This window comes from Pseudomonas sp. Z1-29 (assembly GCF_051131995.1).
Lineage (GTDB): Bacteria > Pseudomonadota > Gammaproteobacteria > Pseudomonadales > Pseudomonadaceae > Aquipseudomonas.
Genome location: NZ_CP071645.1, coordinates 1,763,394 through 1,787,693 on the forward strand (window position 1 = coordinate 1,763,394; position 24,300 = coordinate 1,787,693).

Annotated in this window: 24 protein-coding genes; all 24 read left to right on the forward strand. The window is 61.6% G+C overall.

The features are described 5' to 3' along the window. Positions 1 to 9 precede the first annotated feature (9 nt). The 24 genes from fliF to J3P84_RS08325 all read left to right on the forward strand — a co-directional run bounded on the left by fliF (position 10) and on the right by J3P84_RS08325 (position 24,271). On the forward strand, positions 10 to 1,794 hold the full coding sequence (fliF, locus tag J3P84_RS08210) for a flagellar basal-body MS-ring/collar protein FliF (protein ID WP_434629230.1): 1,785 nt from the start codon (positions 10 to 12) through the stop codon (positions 1,792 to 1,794). Then, on the forward strand, positions 1,787 to 2,806 hold the full coding sequence (gene fliG / locus J3P84_RS08215) for a flagellar motor switch protein FliG (RefSeq protein WP_007958288.1): 1,020 nt from the start codon (positions 1,787 to 1,789) through the stop codon (positions 2,804 to 2,806). The genes fliF and fliG overlap by 8 nt, the downstream gene beginning before the upstream one ends. Positions 2,807 to 2,813: 7 nt before the next feature. Beyond that, entirely contained in the window at positions 2,814 to 3,644 is an 831-nt protein-coding gene (gene fliH / locus J3P84_RS08220; RefSeq protein ID WP_434629232.1) for a flagellar assembly protein FliH, read from the forward strand. Beyond that, on the forward strand, positions 3,634 to 4,992 hold the full coding sequence (fliI, locus tag J3P84_RS08225; protein WP_434629234.1) for a flagellar protein export ATPase FliI: 1,359 nt from the start codon (positions 3,634 to 3,636) through the stop codon (positions 4,990 to 4,992). Before fliH ends, fliI begins: the two co-directional genes overlap by 11 nt. A 6-nt stretch (positions 4,993 to 4,998) precedes the next feature. Continuing rightward, positions 4,999 to 5,448 carry a flagellar export protein FliJ gene (fliJ, locus tag J3P84_RS08230; protein WP_434629236.1) on the forward strand — a complete coding sequence of 150 codons (450 nt, stop codon included), beginning with the start codon at positions 4,999 to 5,001 and terminating at the stop codon, positions 5,446 to 5,448. A 102-nt stretch (positions 5,449 to 5,550) separates the two neighbouring features. Then, entirely contained in the window at positions 5,551 to 5,856 is a 306-nt protein-coding gene (locus tag J3P84_RS08235; protein ID WP_434601464.1) for an STAS domain-containing protein, read from the forward strand. 5 nt (positions 5,857 to 5,861) lie between these two features. Beyond that, the gene (locus tag J3P84_RS08240; RefSeq protein ID WP_434629239.1) at positions 5,862 to 7,568 is read left to right on the forward strand and encodes an ATP-binding SpoIIE family protein phosphatase; all 1,707 of its coding nucleotides are present in this window, start codon (positions 5,862 to 5,864) and stop codon (positions 7,566 to 7,568) included. A gap of 31 nt (positions 7,569 to 7,599) precedes the next feature. Further along, positions 7,600 to 7,944 (forward strand): Hpt domain-containing protein, encoded by a 345-nt coding sequence (locus J3P84_RS08245; protein WP_434629241.1) that lies wholly within the window; start codon positions 7,600 to 7,602, stop codon positions 7,942 to 7,944. Positions 7,945 to 8,031: 87 nt separating this feature from the next. After that, positions 8,032 to 9,402, forward strand: coding sequence for a flagellar hook-length control protein FliK (locus tag J3P84_RS08250; RefSeq protein ID WP_434629243.1), 1,371 nt, complete (start codon positions 8,032 to 8,034; stop codon positions 9,400 to 9,402). A 232-nt stretch (positions 9,403 to 9,634) separates the two neighbouring features. Beyond that, positions 9,635 to 10,138, forward strand: coding sequence for a flagellar basal body-associated protein FliL (fliL, locus tag J3P84_RS08255; RefSeq protein WP_434572638.1), 504 nt, complete (start codon positions 9,635 to 9,637; stop codon positions 10,136 to 10,138). Between the two features lie 9 nt (positions 10,139 to 10,147). Then, complete coding sequence (gene fliM / locus J3P84_RS08260; RefSeq protein ID WP_053120288.1) at positions 10,148 to 11,116, forward strand: flagellar motor switch protein FliM; 969 nt, start codon at positions 10,148 to 10,150, stop codon at positions 11,114 to 11,116. A gap of 71 nt (positions 11,117 to 11,187) precedes the next feature. After that, positions 11,188 to 11,646, forward strand: coding sequence for a flagellar motor switch protein FliN (gene fliN / locus J3P84_RS08265; protein WP_305499620.1), 459 nt, complete (start codon positions 11,188 to 11,190; stop codon positions 11,644 to 11,646). Further along, positions 11,647 to 12,084 (forward strand): flagellar biosynthetic protein FliO, encoded by a 438-nt coding sequence (gene fliO, locus J3P84_RS08270; RefSeq protein ID WP_434629246.1) that lies wholly within the window; start codon positions 11,647 to 11,649, stop codon positions 12,082 to 12,084. It abuts the gene before it with no gap. Continuing rightward, positions 12,084 to 12,833 (forward strand): flagellar type III secretion system pore protein FliP, encoded by a 750-nt coding sequence (gene fliP, locus J3P84_RS08275; protein ID WP_434572641.1) that lies wholly within the window; start codon positions 12,084 to 12,086, stop codon positions 12,831 to 12,833. The genes fliO and fliP overlap by 1 nt, the downstream gene beginning before the upstream one ends. Before the next feature lie 23 nt (positions 12,834 to 12,856). Then, entirely contained in the window at positions 12,857 to 13,126 is a 270-nt protein-coding gene (gene fliQ, locus J3P84_RS08280; RefSeq protein WP_024618176.1) for a flagellar biosynthesis protein FliQ, read from the forward strand. Positions 13,127 to 13,136: 10 nt separating this feature from the next. Continuing rightward, positions 13,137 to 13,913, forward strand: coding sequence for a flagellar biosynthetic protein FliR (gene fliR, locus J3P84_RS08285; protein ID WP_434631212.1), 777 nt, complete (start codon positions 13,137 to 13,139; stop codon positions 13,911 to 13,913). 3 nt (positions 13,914 to 13,916) lie between these two features. Continuing rightward, entirely contained in the window at positions 13,917 to 15,053 is a 1,137-nt protein-coding gene (flhB, locus tag J3P84_RS08290) for a flagellar biosynthesis protein FlhB (protein WP_434629248.1), read from the forward strand. A gap of 417 nt (positions 15,054 to 15,470) precedes the next feature. Then, positions 15,471 to 17,600, forward strand: a complete 2,130-nt coding sequence (gene flhA, locus J3P84_RS08295) for a flagellar biosynthesis protein FlhA (RefSeq protein ID WP_434572646.1) — start codon at positions 15,471 to 15,473, stop codon at positions 17,598 to 17,600. Positions 17,601 to 17,611: 11 nt separating this feature from the next. Then, complete coding sequence (gene flhF, locus J3P84_RS08300; RefSeq protein WP_434629250.1) at positions 17,612 to 18,961, forward strand: flagellar biosynthesis protein FlhF; 1,350 nt, start codon at positions 17,612 to 17,614, stop codon at positions 18,959 to 18,961. 116 nt (positions 18,962 to 19,077) lie between these two features. Continuing rightward, the gene (gene fleN, locus J3P84_RS08305) at positions 19,078 to 19,908 is read left to right on the forward strand and encodes a flagellar synthesis regulator FleN (RefSeq protein WP_003184001.1); all 831 of its coding nucleotides are present in this window, start codon (positions 19,078 to 19,080) and stop codon (positions 19,906 to 19,908) included. Next, positions 19,905 to 20,648: an RNA polymerase sigma factor FliA gene (fliA, locus tag J3P84_RS08310; RefSeq protein WP_014337177.1), complete on the forward strand. Its 744-nt coding sequence runs from the start codon at positions 19,905 to 19,907 to the stop codon at positions 20,646 to 20,648. The genes fleN and fliA overlap by 4 nt, the downstream gene beginning before the upstream one ends. Before the next feature lie 167 nt (positions 20,649 to 20,815). Further along, positions 20,816 to 21,187 (forward strand): chemotaxis response regulator CheY, encoded by a 372-nt coding sequence (locus tag J3P84_RS08315; protein ID WP_003183998.1) that lies wholly within the window; start codon positions 20,816 to 20,818, stop codon positions 21,185 to 21,187. Positions 21,188 to 21,205: 18 nt separating this feature from the next. Next, positions 21,206 to 21,991: a protein phosphatase CheZ gene (locus J3P84_RS08320; protein WP_434629252.1), complete on the forward strand. Its 786-nt coding sequence runs from the start codon at positions 21,206 to 21,208 to the stop codon at positions 21,989 to 21,991. Positions 21,992 to 22,021: 30 nt separating this feature from the next. Further along, positions 22,022 to 24,271: a chemotaxis protein CheA gene (locus tag J3P84_RS08325; RefSeq protein ID WP_434629254.1), complete on the forward strand. Its 2,250-nt coding sequence runs from the start codon at positions 22,022 to 22,024 to the stop codon at positions 24,269 to 24,271. Positions 24,272 to 24,300: the final 29 nt, after the last annotated feature.

Genomic DNA, 24,300 nt, shown 5'->3' on the forward strand with positions numbered 1-24,300 from the left:
TATTGAGTCATGGCAGAAGCAGCCGTTGATAACGTTCCAGCCAAGGCAACTCCGGTAGACGGCAAACCGCCGTTGTTCGGCCTGTCTTTCCTGGAAAACCTCTCCGAGATGACCATGCTGCGTCAGGTTGGCCTGTTGGTCGGCCTGGCTGCCAGCGTGGCGATTGGTTTTGCCGTGGTCCTCTGGTCCCAGCAGCCGGACTACCGTCCCCTGTACGGCAGCCTGGAGGGCATGGATGCCAAACAAGTCATGGAAACCCTGGCTTCCGCCGACATTCCTTATACCGTCGAACCCAATTCCGGCGCCTTGCTGGTCAAGGCCGACGACGTCGCTCGCGCGCGCCTCAAGCTCGCTGCCGCCGGCGTGACGCCGACCGATGGCAATATCGGATTCGAGATCCTCGACAAGGACCAGGGCCTGGGCACCAGCCAGTTCATGGAAGCGACTCGTTATCGTCGCGGCCTGGAAGGCGAATTGGCGCGGACCATTTCCAGCCTCAACAATGTCAAGGGTGCCCGTGTGCATCTGGCGATTCCGAAAAGCTCGGTGTTCGTGCGCGACGAGCGCAAGCCGAGTGCCTCGGTACTGGTCGAACTGTATTCCGGCCGCTCGCTTGAGCCAGGCCAGGTCGTTGCCATTATCAACCTGGTGGCGACCAGCGTTCCCGAGTTGAGCAAGTCGCAGATCACCGTGGTCGACCAGAAGGGCAACCTGTTGTCCGACCAGGCGGAAAATTCCGAACTGACCATGGCCGGCAAGCAATACGATTACAGCCGCCGCATGGAAGGCATGTTCACCCAGCGGGTGCACAACATCCTGCAACCGATCCTCGGCAACGGCCGCTACAAGGCCGAAGTCTCGGCGGACGTGGACTTTAGCGCCGTCGAATCGACTTCCGAGCAGTTCAACCCGGATCAACCGGCGTTGCGCAGCGAGCAGTCGGTGAACGAACAACGGACCGCCAGCAATGGCCCGCAAGGTGTACCGGGTGCCCTGAGCAACCAGCCACCAGCACCGGCCAGCGCGCCGCAAACCACCGGTGGCGCTACCGCCGCCGCAGGCATGGTGCAGCCAGGCCAGCCGCTGATCGACGCCAATGGCCAGCAGATCATGGATCCGGCCACCGGCCAGCCGATGCTTGCGCCATACCCGGCCGACAAGCGTCAGCAATCGACCAAGAATTTCGAGCTCGACCGTTCCATCAGCCACACCAAGCAGCAGCAGGGCCGTTTGAATCGCCTGTCGGTCGCAGTAGTGGTGGACGATCAGGTCAAGGTCAACCCGGCCAACGGCGAAACCAGCCGCGCGCCATGGACCGCCGACGAATTGGCGCGCTTCACTCGCCTGGTGCAGGACGCCGTCGGTTTCGACGCCAGCCGTGGCGACAGCGTCAGCGTGATCAACGTACCGTTCTCCCTGGAGCGCGGTGAAGAAATCGCCGATATCCCGTTTTATTCGCAACCCTGGTTCTGGGATGTGGTCAAGCAGGTATTGGGTGTGTTGTTCATCCTGATACTGGTATTTGGAGTGCTGCGTCCGGTGCTCAACAACATCACCGGTGGCGGCAAGAACAAGCAGCTGGCAGGCTTGGGCGATGTAGAGCTGGGAGGCATGGGCGGCCTGGATGGCGAATTGGCCAACGATCGCGTCAGCCTCGGCGGGCCGCAGAGCATCCTGCTGCCAAGCCCGAGCGAAGGCTATGACGCTCAGTTGAACGCCATCAAGAGTCTGGTGGCAGAGGACCCGGGTCGTGTGGCCCAGGTCGTGAAAGAGTGGATTAACGCAGATGAGTGATAATCGAGCCGCTGTTGCCAAATTGTCCCGGGTCGACAAAGCCGCGATTTTGCTGCTGTCCCTGGGTTCGACGGACGCCGCCCAGGTGCTGCGCCACATGGGACCCAAAGAGGTCCAGCGCGTCGGCGTGGCCATGGCGCAGATGGGCAATGTGCACCGCGAGCAGGTCGAGCAGGTGATGAGCGAGTTCGTCGACATCGTCGGCGATCAGACCAGCCTGGGCGTCGGTTCCGACGACTACGTGCGCAAGATGCTCACCCAGGCCCTGGGCGAGGACAAGGCCAACGGCCTGATCGACAGGATCCTGCTGGGTGGCAATACCAGCGGCCTGGACAGCCTGAAGTGGATGGAGCCGCGCGCGGTCGCCGACGTGATCCGTTACGAGCACCCGCAGATCCAGGCGATCGTCGTCGCGTACCTCGATCCGGACCAGGCCGGTGAGGTGCTCGGCAACTTCGACCATAAAGTGCGCCTCGACATCATCCTGCGGGTTTCGTCGTTGAATACCGTGCAGCCGGCGGCCCTGAAAGAATTGAACCAGATTCTCGAGAAGCAGTTCTCGGGCAACTCCAATGCTTCGCGCACCACCCTGGGCGGTATCAAGCGCGCGGCGGACATCATGAACTTCCTCGACAGTTCGATCGAAGGTCAACTGATGGACTCGATCCGCGAAGTCGACGAAGACCTGTCCGGTCAGATCGAAGACCTCATGTTCGTGTTCAACAACCTGGCCGATGTCGACGACCGCGGTATCCAGGCACTGTTGCGCGAAGTGTCCTCCGATGTGCTGGTGCTGGCCCTCAAGGGTTCGGACGAAGGCGTCAAGGAGAAGATCTTCAAGAACATGTCCAAACGGGCGGCCGAACTGTTGCGCGACGACCTCGAGGCCAAGGGCCCGGTGCGCGTCAGCGATGTGGAAACCGCACAGAAGGAAATCCTCACCATCGCCCGCCGTATGGCCGAAGCCGGAGAAATCGTGCTCGGTGGCAAGGGCGGCGAAGAGATGATCTAAGGTCGTTATGTCTGCCAAGAGCGATGATTCACCCAGCGACCTGATCCGCGCCCGCGACGTCGGTGGTTTCGACGTCTGGTCGCTGCCCAGCTTCGATCCCCACGTGCCCGAGCCTGAGCCAGAACCGGTGGAAGAGTTGCCGGAGATGGAAGAGGTGCCGCTGGAGGAGGTCCAGCCGCTGACCCTCGAAGAAGTCGAGAGCATTCGCCAGGAGGCCTACAACGAAGGCTTCGCCATCGGCGAAAAGGAAGGCTTCCACAGCACCACGATCAAGGTCCGCCAGGAAGCCGACGTGGCGCTGACGGCCAAGCTGCGGGCGCTGGAATCGCTGATGCTGAACCTGTTCGAACCCATCGCCGAGCAGGACACCCAGATCGAGAAATCCCTGGTCGGGCTGGTGCAGCACATCACCCGACAAGTGATCCAGCGCGAGCTGGCCATCGATTCGAGCCAGATCGAGCACGTCATGCGCGAGGCCCTCAAGCTGCTGCCCCTGGGCGTCGGCAATGTGCGGCTGTACATCAATCCGCAGGACTTCGAGCTGGTCAAGGCCTTGCGCGAGCGTCATGAGGAAAGCTGGCGCATCGTCGAGGATGAGACCTTGCTGCCGGGCGGTTGCCGGGTGGAAACCGAGCACAGCCGCATTGATGCGACAATCGAAACACGCATCAGCCAGGTCATGGCCAAGCTGTTCGACCAATTGCACGAGCAGGCCCTGCATCCGGCTCCGGCCGACCTCAGCCTGGAGTTGCCGGACGAACCGGAGGCCGCCGTCATCGTCGATCCGGACGCGGCCGAACTGACTGCTCTGGAAGTGGACGGCCGTAATGCGCCTTGACCGAACCAGCTTCGGCAAGCGCCTGGGCAGCTACGCCGAGGCCACTGAGCTGGCCGGCCAGCCGATCCTGGAAGGGCGCCTGTTGCGTATGGTTGGCCTGACCCTAGAAGCGGAAGGCCTGCGCGCCGCGATGGGCAGCCGGTGCCTGGTGATCAACGATGACAGTTATCACCCGGTGCAGGTCGAAGCCGAAGTGATGGGCTTCTCCGGCAGCAAAGTATTTCTGATGCCGGTGGGCAGTGTCGCCGGTATAGCCCCTGGTGCCCGCGTGGTTCCGCTGGCCGATACCGGTCGGCTGCCCATGGGCATGAGCATGCTCGGCCGTGTGCTGGACGGGGCCGGGCGGGCCTTGGACGGCAAGGGCGGAATGAAAGCTGAAGATTGGGTGCCGATGGACGGCCCGACAATCAACCCGCTCAAGCGCGACCCCATCAGCGTGCCGCTGGACGTCGGCATCCGTTGCATCAACGGGTTGTTGACGGTCGGTCGCGGTCAGCGCCTGGGCCTGTTCGCCGGTACCGGGGTGGGCAAGAGTGTGCTGCTGGGCATGATGACCCGCTTTACCGAAGCCGACATCATCGTGGTGGGGCTGATCGGCGAGCGGGGCCGCGAGGTGAAGGAATTCATCGAGCACATTCTCGGCGAAGAAGGACTCAAGCGTTCCGTGGTGGTGGCGTCGCCGGCGGACGATGCGCCGTTGATGCGCCTGCGGGCCGCGATGTATTGCACGCGTATCGCCGAATATTTTCGCGACAAGGGCAAGAACGTCCTGTTGCTGATGGATTCGCTGACCCGTTTCGCCCAGGCCCAGCGGGAAATCGCCCTGGCCATCGGCGAGCCGCCGGCCACCAAGGGTTATCCGCCTTCGGTGTTTGCCAAGTTGCCGAAACTGGTGGAACGGGCCGGTAACGCGGAGAAGGGCGGCGGTTCCATCACCGCTTTTTATACCGTGCTGTCCGAAGGCGACGATCAGCAAGACCCGATCGCCGACTCGGCCCGAGGCGTGCTCGACGGCCACATCGTGCTGTCCCGGCGCCTGGCCGAAGAAGGGCATTACCCCGCCATTGATATCGAAGCGTCGATCAGCCGGGTCATGCCGTCGGTCATTAGTGCCGAGCACATGAAGCGCGCCCAGCAGTTCAAGCAATACTGGTCACGTTACCAGCAGAGTCGCGACCTGATCAGCGTGGGCGCCTATGTGCCTGGCGGTGATCGTGAAACCGACATGGCCATCAATCTTTATCCGGCCATGGCGGTCTACCTGCGCCAAGGCTTGAACGACAACATCGGCATGGCTGCCAGCGAAGCGCACCTGCAAACTATCTTCGCCCCCGTCGCGGGCGGATAACCGCCTATGGCCACGAGTCGTGCGGCGCGCCTGGCGCCGGTGGTGGACATGGCGGAAAAAGCCGAGAAGACCGCCGTTCAGCGGCTGGCTTATTTCCAGGGACAAGTGGTCGTGGCCGAGAGCAAGCTGGCCGACCTGGAGAATTTTCGCCTCGAATACCAGGAGCAGTGGATTGCCCGTGGCAGTCATGGCGTTTCCGGGCAATGGCTGTTGGGCTACCAGGGGTTCCTCGCACAACTGGGCACCGCGATCGATCAGCAGCGCCAAAGCCTCGTCTGGCACCAGAACAACCTGGAAAAGGCTCGCCAGAGCTGGCAGGAAGCCTTCGCCCGGGTCGAAGGGCTGCGCAAACTTGTACAGCGTTATATCGATGAAGCTCGGCAGCTGGAAGACAAGCGCGAGCAGAAGTTGCTTGATGAACTGTCTCAGCGTCTGCCGCGCCATGATCCGTATTGATCATGAAAGCGGAATTCTGTCGGTTGGAGGGTTTGATTCCTTGCTCAGACCTCTACCTGATGCTACACCTTGTACACATATGTCCACGACAAGGAAGTGAATATGTCTGTCGTAACTGAAGTGTCCGAAGATGGGAAAAAATTGACGATTGCGATTGAAGGTCGCTTCGATTTCGGGCGGCATCAGGAGTTTCGTGAATCCTACGAGAGACTCGTTAGTAAGCCCGAGTCTATCGTGGTGGATTTGAAGAAGGCCACCTACCTCGACAGCTCTGCCTTGGGCATGCTCCTGCTGTTGCGCGATCATGCCGGTGGCGACGAGTCGGATATCCGTGTGGTCAACAGCAGCAGCGACGTCAAGAAAATCCTCGCGATTTCCAATTTCGACAAGTTGTTCGATATCAGTTGATTACCATGCAATCGTCGCCGGAGCCGCTGACGATCCTGATTGCCGAAGACAGCGCCGCCGACCGGCTGCTGTTGTCGACCATCGTCCGCCGTCAAGGCCATCAGGTGCTCACCGCAGCGGATGGCGCCGAGGCGGTCGAAGTCTACCGGGAGCAGCGTCCGCACCTGGTGCTGATGGACGCGATGATGCCGGTCATGGATGGCTTCGAGGCCGCGCAGCAGATCAAGCAACTGGCCGGGGATCAACTGGTTCCGATCATTTTCCTCACCTCGTTGACTGAAAGCGAAGGGCTGGCCCGTTGCCTGGAGGCTGGCGGTGATGATTTCCTCGCCAAGCCCTATAACCAAGTGATCCTGGCTGCCAAGATCAAGGCCATGGACCGCTTGCGTCGGTTGCAGGCCACGGTGGTCGAACAACGTGACCAGATCGCCCGGCACCACGACTACCTGCTTAACGAGCAGCGGGTTGCCAAGGCGGTGTTCGACAAGATTGCCCACTCCGGTTGCCTGAGCGCGCCGAATATCCGTTACCTGCAATCGCCCTATGCCTTGTTCAATGGCGATCTGCTGCTGGCCGCCTTCAACCCGGCTGGTGACATGCACATCCTGCTTGGGGATTTTACCGGCCATGGCTTGCCGGCGGCTGTCGGGGCGATGCCACTGGCTGAAGTGTTCTACGGGATGACCGCGAAAGGCTACGGCCTGGCGCAGATCCTGCGAGAGATGAATGCCAAGCTCAAGCGCATCCTGCCAGTGGACATGTTCTGTTGCGCAACGCTGCTGTGCCTGAGCTTCCAGCGCTGCACCGTCGAAGTCTGGAACGGCGGCATGCCCGATGGTTACCTGCATGACAGCCTCAGTGGCGTGCGTACGCCGTTGCCGGCGCGCCACTTGCCGTTGGGCGTGCTCACGCCGCAACTGTTTGATGATCGCACTGAAGTGCATCCGATGTCGGTGGGTGACCGGGTATTCCTGTTGTCTGACGGCGTCATCGAAGCCAGCGACCGCGATGATCAGCCGTTTGGCGTGGAACGGTTGCAGCAGGTGTTTGCGGCCAACCGCGAGCCCGATCGACTGTTCGAAGATATCCAGCAGGCCCTCGGTGATTTTCGCGGCGAGGCCCGCGACGACTTCAGCATGGTCGAGGTGCGGCTGGTCGCGCCGACGCAACTCAGCCCGCCACCACCGGTCTATTCCGATAGCGGCCAGTCGAGCCCGCTGGATTGGTCGGTGAGCTTCGAGTTCCGTGGGCAGACGCTCAAGCGCTTCAACCCGATGCCTTACCTGTTGCAGCTATTGCTTGAGGTCCATGGGCTCAGGGGCCAGAGTGGCGCCTTGTACAGTGTCCTGACGGAGCTTTATTCCAACGCGCTGGAACACGGCGTACTGGGGCTCGATTCGAGTCTCAAGCGTGATGCGGCGGGGTTTGCCCGCTACTATACGGAGCGCGGCATCCGTCTGGATGAGCTGGACAGCGGCCATATCCGCGTGCATCTGCACGTGACTCCCCAAGGGGAGGGTGGGCGCCTGGTCATTGAGGTCGAGGACAGCGGCCAGGGGTTCGATGTCAGCCGGGTGCTGGCCCGGCCTGTGGATCGTGACCGGTTATCCGGGCGCGGTGTCAGCCTGGTGCGCCAGCTATGCCACGAGGCCAGTTGGTCCGACGATGGTCGTAGTGCGCGCGTGGAGTTTTTCTGGGAGGCTCTGGCATAATCGGGGCCATTCTTGATCAAGGAGCGAACAAGTGAGCGAGATTCATCTGGATCGGGACGTGCTCAGCACGTTGAAGGAAGTCATGGAGGAAGGGTATCCGGAATTGCTGGATACGTTCCTCAACGATTCCGAGGCACGCCTGCGTGTGTTGCTTGAGGCCAAGGACGCCGAGCAATTGAGCGCCACCGCCCACAGTTTCAAGGGCAGTAGCAGCAATATGGGCGCCATCCGCCTGGCTGAACTGTGCGGCGAGCTGGAACAACGCGCCAAGCAGCCCTCGCTGCGTGGAATCGAAAAATTGGTCAGCGAGATCAACAGCGAATTTACCTACGTTCGAAAGCTTTGCAAGGAAGAGCGCGAAGGCTTTCACTGTTAAAAAGGTTGTTGTTCGGCGCGTTGGCCCATCCCTTGCATTGTCCTGTCTCGACTGCATCAAAGATCCCAGTGCAGCGGAGACCATTTCATGCCCGTTACGCCTAATACACTCCTTCAGGCCGTTACCCAGTCCAAGCCGCAGGCCGCCGTCAATCCGTTGGCGGCTGGCCCGGACGCCGGGACTAAAGCCTCCAGTTTCGCCCAGGTCTTCGCCAAGCAGGCCCCCGTCAAACCCTCGACGGCCCTTGAGCCGGAGATTAAGCCGGTGCGCGACAAGGCTTCCGACAACACCGTCAAAAAGGATGCAGGCAGCGACACGGCTGCCGCTCCTGAGCCGGCGGTTGCCGATAGCGGCAAACCCTTGCCCGCCGACAAGCCGGCCACGGCCGACGACAAGCCCACGCAGGACGATAGCGATACGGCCGAGACGCCTGTAGCCGACGCCGCCCCAGTCGATCCGACACTCGACCCGGCCTTGCTGCCCGGGGTCATCGTGCCTGAAGTCATTGCCGAGGCGCTGCCCGCGCCTGTGGTGAGCCCGACCGAGGCGCCAGTCGTCGCGGCAGTCGCGGCTCCCGTGGTGGCCTCGGCCACGCCGGCCACGCCGGCTCCGGTGACCGATCCGGAATTCGACCCCCAGGCCGATCCGCTCGACGCCCTGCCGGCGTTGCGTCTGGCGATGGAGCAGAGCGGCCATGTGTCCGCTTCCAGCCAGGCGCAGCCCAAGGCAACAGCGCCAGCGTCCGTCGATGGCGAGCCGACGTCGGCCCAGACGTTCGCGGCCGGCATGGCGAGCATGCTCCATGTACAAGCCGACCAGGACAGTACCAGTGCCGGCAGCCAGGGCGGTGAGAAGGCGTTCAGTGGCTTGCTCAACGAAGGCCTCAAGGATCTGACCGCCGCCTCCAGCGACACGCGGGTAGATGATTTCGCCAACCGCCTGGCGGCATTGACCCAGGCGGCTACGCCAAAAACCGCCAACGCGGTCCCGGTCAACCAGCCCATCGCCATGAACCAGAGCGGCTGGACCGAAGAAGTGGTCAACCGGGTGATGTACCTGTCGAGCGTCAATCTCAAGGCGGCTGATATCCAACTGCAGCCGGCCGAGCTGGGGCGCCTGGATATTCGCGTGAACATGGTCCCCGACCAGCAGACCCAGGTCACGTTCATGAGCGCCCATTCCGGCGTCCGTGAAGCCCTCGAAGGCCAGATGCATCGCCTGCGCGACAGCTTTGCCCAGCAGGGCATGGGCCAGGTCGACGTCAGCGTGTCGGATCAGTCGCGTGGCTCCCAGGGTCAGGAACAGCAAGCCCAGCAGCAGGCCCAGGCTGGTCGCACGAGCTCTTCCTCTGGCGGCCGAGTGGATTCGGTGGACGAAGAGTTGCCGGTCAGCGTTGCCGAAGTGGCGGCCAACACCACCAGCGTCATCGGCACCAGCGCGGTCGACTACTACGCCTGATCCAACGCGGTTTTTCCCCTGTGGGAGCGAGCCTGCTCGCGAAAGCGCACTGTCACCCACCCTTGGGGGCTGACCCGGCGCCATCGCGAGCAGGCTCGCTCCCACATTGGTTTATGCGGTGCCGAAGAGCGCAAGCGACCATCATCCTTAGCCCTGACACACTTCTGGCATAACACTTGCTCCAGCCAAGCCGTGCAACAGTGAAACCCCCGATTAGCGACGGATTATTGGCATGGCGAAGAGTGAAGCAGCAGCTGTAAAAGACCCCGCAACCAAAGGCAAACTCAAGCTGATCATCATGATCGTGGTGGGTTTGCTCCTGGCGATGGGTGTTTCCGTGGGGGCGACCTGGTATTTCATGCACAGCGCTCAAAGCAAACCGGCAGAAGTGGTGGAAACCGCGCCGGTGGGCAAGCAGCCGGCGATTTTCGAGCCGATGGCTCCCGCATTTGTGGCCAACTACACCCAGAACGGTCGCCAGCGCTACATGCAGGTGAGCATCACCCTGCTGGGCCGCAACCAGGCTGACCTGGAAGCGCTGCGGGTGCACATGCCGCTGATTCGCAATAACCTGGTGATGCTGTTCTCCGGACAGAGTTTCGACACCCTGGCCACTCCGGTCGGCCAGGAAATGCTGCGTCAGAAAGCCACGGCCAGCGTTCAGGAAGTGGCTCAGAAAGAGCTTGGCAAAGTGGTGATCGAACAGTTGCTCTTCACTAACTTCGTATTGCAGTAGGAACACGACATGGCCGTGCAGGACTTGTTGTCCCAGGACGAAATCGACGCGCTGTTGCATGGTGTCGACGACGGCCTGGTGCAGACCGAAAACGCTGCTGAACCGGGCAGCGTCAAAAGCTACGACCTGACCAGCCAGGATCGCATCGTTCGCGGACGCATGCCGACCCTGGAAATGATCAACGAGCGTTTTGCCCGTTACACCCGCATCAGCATGTTCAACATGCTGCGCCGTTCGGCCGACGTGGCCGTCGGTGGCGTGCAGGTGATGAAATTCGGCGAATATGTGCACTCGCTGTACGTGCCCACCAGTCTCAACCTGGTGAAGATCAAGCCGTTGCGCGGCACTGCACTGTTCATCCTTGACGCCAAGCTGGTGTTCAAGCTGGTGGATAACTTCTTCGGCGGTGACGGCCGTCACGCCAAGATCGAAGGCCGCGAATTCACGCCGACCGAGCTGCGCGTCGTGCGCATGGTGCTGGAGCAGGCTTTCATCGATTTGAAGGAAGCCTGGCAGGCGATCATGGAAGTCAACTTCGAGTACATCAACTCGGAAGTGAACCCGGCCATGGCCAACATCGTCGGTCCGAGCGAAGCCATTGTCGTGTCGACTTTCCACATCGAACTCGACGGTGGCGGCGGCGACCTGCACGTGACCATGCCGTACTCGATGATCGAGCCGGTGCGCGAAATGCTCGACGCCGGTTTCCAGTCGGACCTCGACGACCAGGACGAGCGCTGGATCAATGCGTTGCGCCAGGACGTGCTGGACGTCGACGTGCCGATCGGCGCGACGGTTGCCCGGCGCCAGCTGCGCCTGCGGGACATCCTGCATATGCAGCCGGGGGATATCATCCCCGTCGAGATGCCGGAAGACATGATCATGCGCGCCAATGGCGTGCCGGCCTTCAAGGTCAAGATGGGCTCTCACAAAGGCAACCTCGCGTTGCAAGTGATCGAGCCGATCGAACGCCGCTGAGTGCTGTCAATCGCTTAAGTTTGTAACGGATTTCTAGTTTTTTACCGATTCTTGCCCGCCGAGGAAACATGATGGCTGACGATATGAATACCCAGGATGACCAGGCGCTGGCCGATGAATGGGCTGCGGCCCTGGAAGAAACCGGCGACGCCGGGCAGGCCGATATCGATGCGCTGCTGGCCGCCGATACCGGCAACCACGCTTCCAATCGCATGCAGATGGAAGAGTTTGGCAGCGTGCCGAAAAGCAATGAGCAAGTCACCCTCGACGGGCCGAACCTGGACGTGATTCTCGACATCCCGGTGTCGATTTCCATGGAAGTGGGCAGCACCGACATCAACATCCGCAACCTGTTGCAGCTCAACCAGGGCTCGGTGATCGAACTGGATCGCCTGGCCGGTGAACCGCTGGACGTACTGGTCAACGGTACCCTGATCGCCCATGGCGAAGTGGTGGTGGTCAACGAGAAGTTCGGCATTCGCCTGACGGACGTGATCAGCCCGAGCGAACGCATCAAGAAGCTGCGCTGAATGAAAGGCTTTCTCGCCGCAGCCTTGATGCTGCCGTTCAGCGTGCTGGCGGCCGAGCCCGCGGCCACGGCGGCGGTTGCGCCGGCAAGTGGCGGCAGCATGGCCGGGCAATTGGCGCAGTTGGTGCTGGGCCTGCTCGTGGTGCTCGGGTTGATTTTTTTCCTCGCGTGGATGCTGCGGCGGGTGCAACAGGCGGGGCCTGCCGGCAAAGGCCAGGTCATCGACATCATCAGTTCCCGCGCGCTCGGCCCGCGGGATCGGCTGGTGCTGGTGCAAGTTGGCAACGAGCAGATCCTGCTCGGCCTGAGCCCTGGCACGATCACCGCTTTGCACGTTCTCAAGGAGCCGGTGCAGGTGCCCGCCACCGAGCAGGCCGCCCCCGAATTTGCCCAGCGGCTCATGGAACTGCTGGGTAAAGATCAGAAGGATAAAAAGTAATGCCGTTGCGCATTCTGTTGGCGCTGGCCCTGTTGCTGGCTGCACCGTTGGCGTTTGCCGCCGACCCGTTGTCGATTCCGGCGATCACGTTGGGCACCAACGCCGAAGGGGCTCAGGAGTATTCGGTCAGCCTGCAGATTCTGCTGATCATGACCGCGCTGAGTTTCATCCCGGCGTTCGTCATGCTGATGACCAGTTTCACCCGGATCATCATTGTCTTTTCGATCCTGCGCCAGGCCCTGGGTTTGCAGCAGACGCCGTCGAACCAGATCCTCACGGGCATGGCGTTGTTCCTCACCATGTTCATCATGGCGCCAGTCTTCGACCGGGTGAACCGTGATGCGCTGCAACCCTACCTGGCCGAAACCCTCAGTGCCCAGGACGCGGTGGCCAGGGCCCAGGTGCCGATCAAGGATTTCATGCTCGCCCAGACTCGCAGCAGCGACCTGGAGTTGTTCATGCGCCTGTCCAAGCGCACCGACATCGCCAGCCCCGACCAGGCCCCATTGACCATCCTGGTGCCAGCGTTCGTGACGTCCGAGCTGAAAACGGCGTTCCAGATCGGTTTCATGATCTTCATCCCGTTCCTGATCATCGACCTGGTGGTCGCCAGTATCCTCATGGCGATGGGTATGATGATGCTGTCACCGCTGATCATTTCGCTGCCGTTCAAGATCATGCTGTTCGTGCTGGTGGATGGCTGGGCCTTGATCATCGGCACGCTGGCGGGCAGTTTCGGCGGTGTTTAGACCACTTGCGCGGGTAGCACGACATGACGCCTGAAGTAGCGGTAGACCTGTTCCGCGAAGCACTCTGGCTGACCACCGTGATGGTTGCCATCCTGGTGATTCCGAGCCTGCTGGTGGGCTTGCTGGTGGCGATGTTCCAGGCCGCCACGCAGATCAACGAACAGACCCTGAGCTTCCTGCCGCGCCTGCTGGTGATGCTGGTAACGCTGATCGTCGCCGGCCCGTGGCTGGTGCAAACCTTCATGGAATACATCCTGCAGCTGTACGGCAGTATTCCCCAGTTGATCGGCTGACCCGATGTCGATGCTCGAACTGACGGACACCCAGATCAGCAGCTGGGTGGCGTCGTTTATCCTGCCGCTGTTTCGCGTCACCGCCGTGCTGATGAGCATGCCGGTCTTCGGCACGACCCTGGTGCCAAGCCGTGTGCGCCTGTACCTGGCTGTGGCAATCACCGTGGTCATCGCGCCCGGACTGCCGCCGATGCCGCCGGTCAATGCCCTTGACCTCAGTGCGCTGATGCTGGTGGCCGAGCAGATCCTCATTGGTGTCCTGCTGGGGTTTTCATTGCAGCTGTTCTTCCAGGCGTTCGTGGTGGCCGGGCAAATCATTTCGATCCAGATGGGCATGGCGTTCGCCTCCATGATCGACCCCACCAACGGCGTCAACACCGCGGTCATCGGGCAGTTCCTGACGATGCTGGTGACGTTGCTGTTCCTCGCCATGAACGGGCATCTGGTGGTGTTTGAAGTGCTCACCGAGAGCTTCACCACAATGCCGGTGGGCAGTGCGATGCTGGTCAATCATTTCTGGGACATCGCCGGCAAGCTCGGCTGGGTCCTGGGGGCGGCGATGCTGCTGGTATTGCCAGCCATCACCGCGCTGCTGGTGGTCAACATCGCTTTTGGCGTGATGACCCGCGCGGCGCCGCAGCTGAACATTTTTTCCATCGGCTTCCCCCTCACGCTGGTGCTGGGCATGGTGATCTTCTGGGTCAGCCTGGGGGATATTCTCAACCAGTATCAGCCGTTGGCGACTCAGGCCTTGCAGCTGCTACGCGACATGGCACAGGCGCGCTGAACCATGGCTGAGAGCGAAAGCGGTCAGGACAAGACAGAAGACCCCACGGAGAAACGCACCAGGGAGTCCCGCGAGAAGGGTGAGATCGCCCGTTCCAAGGAGCTCAACACCCTGGCGATCATGCTCGCCGGCGCTGGCGGCTTGCTGATCTATGGCGGCGGGCTGGCGCTGGAACTGCTGGAAATCATGCGCCTGAATTTTTCCTTGCCTCGGGAAGTATTGCTGACCCCTGGCGCCATGACGCAGTACCTGCTGCATTCGGGCAAGATCGCGCTTCTGGCGATGCAGCCCGTGCTGATTTTTTTATTGTTGGCGGCATTCATCGGCCCGATTTCCCTGGGCGGATGGCTCTTCGCCGCCGGCAGCCTGGCACCTAAGTTCAGCCGGATGAACCCGGCCGCCGGCATCAAGCGCATGTTTTCCACCACGGCGCTGGTGGAGCTGCTCAAGGCTTTCGGCAAGTTCCTGCTGGTCCTGTCCGTCGCGTTGGTGGTGCTGGAGGGCGACATCGACGATCTGCTGCGCATCGCCCATCAACCGCTGGAACAGGCCATCATTCATAGCGTGCAGCTGGTGGGATGGAGCACGTTGTGGATGTCTTGCGGCCTGATCCTGATCGCTGCCATCGATGTGCCGATCCAGCTCTATCAGAGCAAGCAGAAGCTGATGATGACCAAGCAGGAAGTGCGCGACGAGCACAAGGACGCGGAGGGCAAGCCGGAGGTCAAGCAGCGGATTCGCCAATTGCAGCGCGACGCCTCCCAGCGGCGCATGATGGCGGCGATTCCCGATGCCGACGTGGTCATCACCAACCCGACCCACTATGCGGTGGCGCTCAAATACGATCCTGAAAAAGGCAATGCGCCGGTGCTGCTGGCCAAGGGCAGTGATTTCCTGGCGTTGAAAATCCGCGAAATCGCCGTTGCCAACGAAGTGATGCTGCTCGAATCGCCGGCGCTGGCGCGCTCGATCTACTACTCCACCGAACTCGATCAGGAAATTCCCGGAGGTCTGTACCTGGCTGTGGCCCAGGTGCTGGCCTACGTCTACCAGATCCGCCAGCACCGCGCCGGCAAGGGCAAGCGTCCCGAACCGCTCAAGGACCTGCCGATCCCGCCGGATTTGCGGCGTGACTCCTGAGTCAGGCGATGCTATTCCCTTAAGGCATCGACAAACCCGTGGCGAGCGAGCTTGCTCCCGCTGGGCCGCGAAGCGGCCCCAAAACCCGCCAGATGCGGGGCATCAGACACGCCGCACCCGCCGGTTTGCGACTGCTTCGCAGCCGAGCGGGAGCAAGCTCCCTCGCCACGGATACATCATTTCTCAATCGAACCGCATTTACCCTGTGGGAGCGAGCCTGCTCGCGAATGCGGCCATCCATTTGATACAGGCGTCGATTGACAAACCGCTTTCGCGAGCAGGCTCGCTCCTACAGGGTTGAAGTCGCTTCGGCCTTTCTATTTCAAGCTTTTGCAAAAGTTGGAAAGCTTCTTGCAATACCCCGTCTGCGCCCCCTCCGGGCGTCAAAAACTTGCTTCACAGGAACGGGGAATATTGGTGGATCGCTCTCAGTTATTCAGCACCGCACGCAGCAACGTAGCCGACCTCAGCCGGGGGAATCTGGGTGTGCCGCTGTTGCTGCTGGTCATGCTCGCCATGATGATGCTGCCGATACCCCCGTTCCTGCTCGACGTGTTCTTCACGTTCAACATTGCGCTGTCCATCGTGGTACTGCTGGTCTGCGTATACGCCTTGCGGCCGCTGGATTTCGCGGTGTTCCCGACCATCCTGCTGGTGGCCACGCTGATGCGCCTGGCGCTGAACGTGGCGTCCACTCGCGTGGTCATGCTCCACGGCCAGGACGGCCACGCTGCCGCCGGTAAGGTGATCCAGGCCTTCGGTGAAGTGGTGATCGGCGGTAACTACGTGGTCGGTATCGTGGTTTTCGCCATCCTGATGATCATCAACTTCGTTGTGGTGACCAAGGGTGCCGGGCGGATTTCCGAGGTGAGCGCACGTTTCACCCTCGATGCGATGCCCGGCAAGCAGATGGCGATCGACGCCGACCTCAACGCCGGCCTGATCGATCAGAACCAGGCCAAGGCTCGTCGTCTTGACGTGGCCCAGGAAGCCGAGTTCTACGGCTCCATGGACGGTGCGAGCAAGTTCGTGCGCGGCGACGCCATCGCCGGCCTGCTGATCCTGTTCATCAACCTCATCGGCGGCATGGCCGTCGGTATCTTCCAACACGGTATGACGTTCGGTGATGCTGGCAGGGTTTACGCCTTGCTGACCATCGGTGACGGTTTGGTGGCGCAATTGCCATCACTGTTGTTATCCACAGCTGCCGCGATCATGGTGACCCGTGCTTCGGGCTCCGAAGACATGGGCAAGCAGATCAATCGCCAGATGTTCGCTTCGCCCAAGGCCCTGGCCGTGGCGGCCGGCCTGATGGCGGTGATGGGTATCGTGCCGGGCATGCCCCACGTGTCGTTCCTGAGCATGGCTGCCCTGGCTGCTGGTGGCGCCTACCTGTTCTGGAAAAAGCAGAACGGGCAAAAGGTCCAGGCGCTGGAAGAGGTCAAGCGTCAGCAGGAACTGCTGCCATCGCCGGCGCGGGCCATGGAAACCAAGGAGTTGGGTTGGGACGATGTGACGCCGATCGACATGATTGGCCTGGAAGTCGGCTACCGCCTGATCCCACTGGTCGACCGCAACCAGGGTGGTCAACTGCTGGCCCGGATCAAGGGCGTGCGCAAGAAGCTGTCCCAGGACCTGGGCTTCCTGATGCCCACCGTGCATATCCGCGACAACCTCGATCTGGCCCCGAGCGCCTATCGCCTGACGCTCATGGGCGTGATCCTGGCCGAAGCGGAGATCTATCCCGACCGCGAGCTGGCGATCAACCCAGGACAGGTCTACGGTTCGCTCAACGGTATTACCGCCAAGGATCCGGCTTTCGGCCTGGAAGCGGTGTGGATCGAAATCAGCCAGCGGGCCCAGGCGCAATCGCTCGGTTATACCGTGGTAGACGCCAGCACCGTGGTGGCGACCCACTTGAACCAGATTTTGTACAAGCACTCCAGCGAGCTGATCGGTCACGAGGAAGTCCAGCAATTGCTGCAAGTACTGGCCAAAGGCTCGCCAAAACTCGCCGAGGAGCTGGTGCCGGGCGTGGTGTCGCTGTCGCAGTTGCTCAAGGTTTTGCAGGCGCTGTTGGCCGAACAGGTCCCGGTGCGCGACATTCGCAGTATCGCCGAAGCCATCGCCAACAACGCTTCGAAGAGTCAAGATACCGCCGCGTTGGTCGCTGCGGTGCGGGTCGGCGTATCCCGCGCAATCGTCCAAAGCATTGTAGGCACTGAGTCTGAGCTGCCTGTGATCACTCTGGAGCCAAGGTTGGAACAGATATTGCTCAATAGTCTGCAGAAGGCAGGACAAGGCTCGGAAGAGGGTGTTCTGCTGGAGCCAAGCATGGCCGAGAAGCTGCAGCGTTCGTTGATCGAAGCAGCCCAGCGGCAAGAGATGCAAGGCCAACCGGTGATCCTGCTGGTGGCCGGTCCGATTCGCGCGATGCTCTCGCGGTTCGGTCGCCTCGCGGTCCCGGGGCTGCATGTGCTGGCGTACCAGGAAATACCGGACAACAAGCAAGTGACCATCGTTGCGACAGTAGGGCCCAACGGCTGAGGTAGTGGTTTATGCAAGTGAAGCGTTTTTTTGCCGCCGATATGCGTCAGGCCATGAAGCTGGTACGTGACGAGCTGGGCGCTGAAGCAGCCATCATCGGTAATCGCCGGATCGCCGGCGGTGTCGAGCTGACGGCTGCCCTGGATTACAAATTGTCGGCGCTGGCCCCGCGGGTTCCGAACATGGAGCTTGAGGATGAGCTGCGCAAGACCCAGTCGCGCATCGCCAGCGCCCAGGCCGAACTGAGCCTGCGCAGCAGCGAAGGCGAAGGCAGCGCGGGGACCAATCGTCAATTGTTCGCCGGCCAGCCACTGACGGCCGGCCTGCCGCTGACCGCTGCCGAACCGCTGATCGAGCCAGCCCAGGCCGAGCCGCGTCGTCCGGCACCGGCGCCAGCCGCGCCAGCCGCGGGTGTCGACCCACGTGCCCTGGACTCGATGCGCTTTGAACTCAACAGCCTGCGTGAGCTGATGGAAGTCCAGCTTGGCTCGTTGGCCTGGAACCAGCTGCAAGGCAGCCGTCCGGCCCAGGCCAACCTGTGGCGTCGCCTGCAACGCATCGGCTTGTCCGGCCCGTTGTCCCGCGACCTGCTGGCACTGATCAACGATATCGAAGAGCCTCGCCAGGCCTGGCGCATGTTGTTGGCGCACCTGGCGCGGATGATCGCCACGCCGGAAGTCGAGCCGCTGGAAGAGGGCGGGGTGATTGCCATGGTCGGCCCGGCCGGCATGGGCAAGACCACCACCCTGGCCAAGCTCGCCGCCCGTTATGTACTCAAGTACGGCGCCCAGAGCATCGCCCTGGTGAGCATGGACAGTTTCCGCATCGGCGCCCAGGAGCAACTCAAGACCCTGGGCCGGATCCTCAATGTGTCGGTGACCCATGTGGATCCGGGCCAATCGCTGGCCCAGGCGCTGGAACCACTGCTGCGCAAGCGCGTCGTGCTGATCGACACCGCCGGCCTGCAAGCCAGCGATCCGGCCCTGCGCATGCAGCTGGAAAGCCTGGCCGGGCGTGGCATCAAGTCAAAAAATTATCTCGTGTTGGCAACCACCAGCCAGAAACAGGTTCTAACCGCCGCATACCACAGCTACAAACGCTGCGGGCTGGCCGGTTGCATCCTGACCAAGCTGGACGAAACGGCAAGCCTGGGCGAGGTGTTGAGCCTGGCGATCGGTCATGAACTACCGGTGGCCTACCTGACCGACGGGCCGCGGATCCCGGATGATTTGCATCTGCCGCGCCGTCATCAACTGGTCAGTCGTGCCGTGAGTGTGCAAATGCAGGAAGAACCCAGCGACGAAGCCATGGCTGACATGTTCGCTGACATCTACCACAGCCCGACCAAGCAGGTCGGCTGAGGTAATCATGAATATTTTTTGTACCTACATCGATGGTCTGCCATGCATTGTTCCGTATGCGAACGCGCAGCCAGTAATGTGGCCTCCGTCTAAGTAAGACAAGGTAAAGAACGAACATGGGCAGCATGCATCCCGTACAGGTGATCGCGGTGACCGGCGGCAAAGGTGGCGTCGGGAAGACTAACGTGTCAGTGAACTTGTCCCTGGCTCTGGCAGAGCTTGGCCGACGGGTCATGCTGCTGGACGCCGACCTGGGCCTGGCGAACGTCGACGTGCTGCTGGGGCTCACTCCCAAGCGCACGCTGGCGGACGTGATCGAAGGCCGCTGCGAACTGCGCGACGTGCTCCTGCAGGGGCCTGGCGGGATTCGCATCGTGCCGGCCGCCTCCGGTACCCAAAGCATGGTTCACCTGACGCCGGCGCAGCACGCCGGCCTGATCCAGGCTTTCAGCGACATCGGCGACAACCTCGATGTGCTGGTGATCGACACGGCCGCCGGTATCGGTGACTCGGTGGTCAGTTTTGTCCGCGCCGCCCAGGAAGTCCTGCTGGTGGTCTGTGACGAACCGACCTCCATCACCGATGCCTACGCCCTGATCAAACTGCTCAACCGCGACTATGGCATGAACCGCTTCCGCGTCCTGGCCAACATGGCCCAGAGCCCGCAGGAAGGACGCAACCTGTTCGCCAAGTTGACGAAGGTCACGGATCGCTTCCTGGACGTCGCCCTACAATATGTCGGCGCAGTGCCTTACGACGAAAGCGTACGCAAGGCTGTCCAGAAGCAACGTGCCGTCTATGAAGCTTTTCCACGTTCCAAATGCGCGCTGGCGTTCAAGGCTATCGCCCAGAAGGTCGATACCTGGCCGCTGCCGGCCAACCCTCGCGGGCATCTGGAATTTTTCGTCGAGCGTCTCGTGCAACAAACGGCAGGGCCCGTGTTATGACAGCCAGCGGTTACAACCATCTCTACAAAAAATCGGCACGGGACGCCCAGTACGAACTGATCGAGCGTTATGCGCCGTTGGTCAAGCGCATCGCCTATCACTTGCTGGCACGCTTGCCGGCCAGCGTCCAGGTCGAAGACTTGATCCAGGCGGGCATGATCGGCCTGCTCGAAGTGTCGAACAAATACGACGCGAGCAAGGGCGCCAGTTTCGAGACGTATGCCGGTATCCGGATTCGCGGAGCGATGCTCGATGAAGTCCGCAAGGGCGACTGGGCGCCGCGTTCGGTGCACCGCAATACCCGTATGGTCAGTGACGCGATCCGCGCGATTGAAGCTAAAACCGGGCGTGACGCTAAAGATCACGAGGTTGCGGCCGAACTCCAGTTGAGTCTCGATGATTATTACGGGATTTTGAACGATACCTTGGGCAGCCGCCTGTTCAGTTTCGACGACCTTTTGCAGGACGGCGAGCACGAAGGGCTGCACGAGGACAATGCGAGTGCTCACATGGAGCCGTCGCGTGATCTGGAAGACGAACGTTTCCAGAGCGCGCTGGCGGATGCGATTGCCAATTTGCCGGAGCGTGAGCGACTGGTCTTGGCGCTGTACTACGACGAAGAGCTGAACCTCAAGGAAATCGGTGAGGTCCTGGGGGTCAGCGAATCGCGGGTCAGCCAGTTACACAGCCAGTGCGCGGCCCGCTTGCGGGGGCGTTTGGGGGAGTGGCGAGCGCGCTGACAGGCAGTGTGGGGACGCTGCGAGCGGGGCTGGCATGGCATGTGCCGGGCCAGTCTCCATCCGTGGGACTCCATACAGTTGTCGAGTGTTGTGCCGGATTGATTGAAATGGCGCGTCCAGGTGCTGGGCGCGTTTAAGACTGCTTGGAGGTCGAATTGGACAAGAACATGAAAATCCTCATCGTTGATGACTTCTCAACGATGCGGCGGATCATAAAAAACCTGTTGCGTGACCTCGGGTTCACCAACACGGTCGAGGCTGACGATGGCACCACTGCCATTCCAGTCCTCAACAGCGGGAGCATCGACTTTCTGGTGACTGACTGGAACATGCCCGGCATGACCGGTATCGACTTGCTGCGCCACGTGCGCGCCGATGAAAAACTCAAGCACCTGCCGGTGCTGATGGTCACCGCCGAAGCCAAGCGCGAGCAGATCATCGAAGCGGCCCAGGCCGGTGTAAACGGCTATGTGGTCAAACCCTTCACGGCCCAGGCGTTGAAAGAGAAGATCGAAAAAATCTTCGAACGCATCGGTTAACGGCGCCACGGGGGAGCTATGGACAACGAATCTTCAATGGGCGATTTCGAATCGACCCTGAAAAAACATGCCCGCGAACTGGTCGACAGCCTTGAAAAGGGCCGCTTCGGTGACGCGGTTCAAATGATTCATGAGCTCAACCAGACCCGTGACCGCGGTCTGTACCAGGAAGTCGGCAAGCTCACCCGTGAACTGCACAGCGCGATCGTCAATTTCCAGATCGATCCGAACATGCCACAGGCCGAGGAAGTCTCGCAGATCACCGACGCCACCGAGCGCCTGGGGTATGTGGTCAAGCTGACCGAAGCCGCGGCCAACCGCACCATGGACCTGGTGGAAAGCGCTACTCCGCTGGTCAACGGCCTGAGCGAGGAAGCCCAGGCGTTGAGTACCGATTGGGGGCGCTTCATGCGTCGCGAAGTCGGTGCCGAGGAGTTTCGCGAGTTGGCCCGTCGGGTCGACGGTTTCCTGACGCGCAGCAGCAGCGAAAACCGCGCCGTGGCGAGCAATCTCAATGACATCCTGCTGGCTCAGGACTACCAGGACCTGACAGGCCAGGTGATCAAGCGCGTGACCCAGTTGGTCACCGAAGTGGAAAGCAATTTGCTCAAACTGGTGCTCATGGCCAGCCAGGTCGATCGCTTTGCCGGCATCGAACACGACCGTGAGGCGATGCTTGCTGAAAAAGATCCACAAAAACATCTCTCTCAGGGTGAAGGTCCGCAGATTCATGCCGATAAAAGAGAAGACGTTGTGTCCGGTCAGGACGATGTGGACGATTTGCTGTCCAGCCTTGGATTTTGAGTTTTAGCCCTATTTTAGGAGCAGCCATTAATGAGCTTCGGCGCCGATGAAGAGATCCTTCAGGATTTCCTGGTTGAGGCCGGCGAGATTCTAGAGCAACTGTCCGAACAGCTGGTCGAGCTGGAAAGCCGACCTGATGATGCGGATCTGCTCAATGCAATTTTTCGCGGTTTCCACACTGTAAAAGGAGGCGCCGGCTTCCTCCAGCTCAATGAGCTGGTGGAGTGCTGCCACATTGCCGAAAACGTGTTCGACATCCTGCGCAAGGGTGAGCGTCGCGTTGACTCGGAATTGATGGACGTCGTGCTCGAAGCGCTGGATGCGGTCAACAGCATGTTCAGCGAAGTGCGCGAGCGTTCGCCGATCACCCCCGCCACGCCTGAGCTGCTTGCTGCATTGGCGCGCCTGGCCGAGCCGCAGTCGGCTGACGAAACCGCGCCGGTTGCCGAGGCTGTGGCTGAAGAGCCGGTTGCCGAGGAATCGGGTGACATTACCGACCACGAATTTGAATCGCTGCTGGACTCGCTGAGTGCCGTCAAGGCCCAGGCCGAGGCTCCGGCCGCACCCGCTGCGCCAGCCGCTGCTGCTGCCCCAGGCAGTGATGAAATCACCGACGCCGAGTTCGAGTCGTTGCTCGACCAGCTCCACGGCAAAGGCCAGTTCGCCCCTGATGCCGTTGCCGCCCCGGCGGCCCCGGCCGCGCCAAAGGCTGCGGGGGATAACTCCGACATCACCGACGACGAATTCGAAGCATTGCTCGACCAGTTGCACGGCAAGGGCACCTTTGCCGTCGATGCGCTGGATTCGGCCATCGCTGCTGCGCCAGCCCCGGCCAAGCCAACCGCGGCCGCCGCCGGTGGCGACCTGATCAGCGACCACGAATTCGAATCCCTGCTCGACGAATTGCACGGCAAGGGCAAGTTCAGCGAAGTCGGCACGGCCACCGCCGCGCCTGCCGCCGCCACTGCTGCGCCGGCCGCCAAGGCCGCGCCCAAGCCCGCTGCCAAGGCACCGGAGCCGAAGGCCGAGACACCCAAGCCTGCCGCCGCCGCAGCGCCGGCCCCAGCCCGTGCGCCGTCTGCGCCGCCTGCGGAGAAACCGGCCAGCGAAGCCGAGACCACCGTTCGGGTCGACACCGCGCGCCTGGACGAAATCATGAACATGGTTGGCGAACTGGTGCTGGTGCGTAACCGCCTGGTGCGCCTGGGCCTCAACAGCCAGGACGAAGCGATGTCCAAGGCCGTGTCGAACCTCGACGTGGTCACGGCTGACCTGCAGACCGCGGTCATGAAGACCCGGATGCAGCCGATCAAGAAAGTCTTCGGGCGCTTCCCGCGCCTGGTTCGTGACCTGGCGCGCCAGCTCAAGAAAGAAATCAACCTGGAGCTGGTGGGTGAAGAGACCGACCTCGACAAGAACCTTGTCGAGGCCCTGGCCGACCCGCTGGTCCACTTGGTGCGCAACGCGGTCGACCACGGCATCGAGTCGCCGGAAGAGCGCGAGGCCTCGGGCAAGGTCCGCAGCGGCAAGGTGATCCTGGCCGCCGAGCAGGAGGGCGACCACATCCTGCTGTCGATCTCCGACGACGGCAAGGGCATGGACCCGCACGTACTCCGGGCGATTGCGGTGAAACGCGGCGTGATGGACAAGGACGCGGCCGACCGCCTGAGCGACACCGAGTGCTACAACCTGATTTTCGCTCCGGGCTTCTCGACCAAGACCGAGATTTCCGACGTGTCGGGTCGTGGCGTGGGCATGGACGTGGTGAAAACCAAGATTTCCCAGCTCAACGGCTCGATCAACATCTACTCGACCAAGGGCCAGGGCTCGAAAATCGTCATCAAGGTCCCGTTGACCCTGGCGATCATGCCGACCCTGATGGTGATGCTGGGCAACCAGGCCTTCGCCTTCCCGCTGGTCAACGTCAACGAGATCTTCCACCTCGACCTGTCGCGCACCAACGTGGTCGACGGCCAGGAAGTGGTCATCGTGCGGGACAAGGCGCTGCCGCTGTTCTACCTCAAGCGCTGGCTGGTCAGCTCCGCCGCCCATGTCGAGCAGGGCGAGGGCCACGTGGTGATCCTTTCGGTGGGCACCCAGCGGATCGGCTTCGTCGTCGACCAACTAGTGGGCCAGGAAGAAGTGGTCATCAAACCGTTGGGCAAGATGCTCCAAGGCACCCCGGGCATGTCCGGCGCCACCATCACCGGCGACGGCCGCATCGCGTTGATTCTCGATGTGCCTAGCATGCTCAAGCGCTACGCCGCCCGGCGTATTTGATTCTGGAGGGGTGCGGCCTGGCGCCGCGC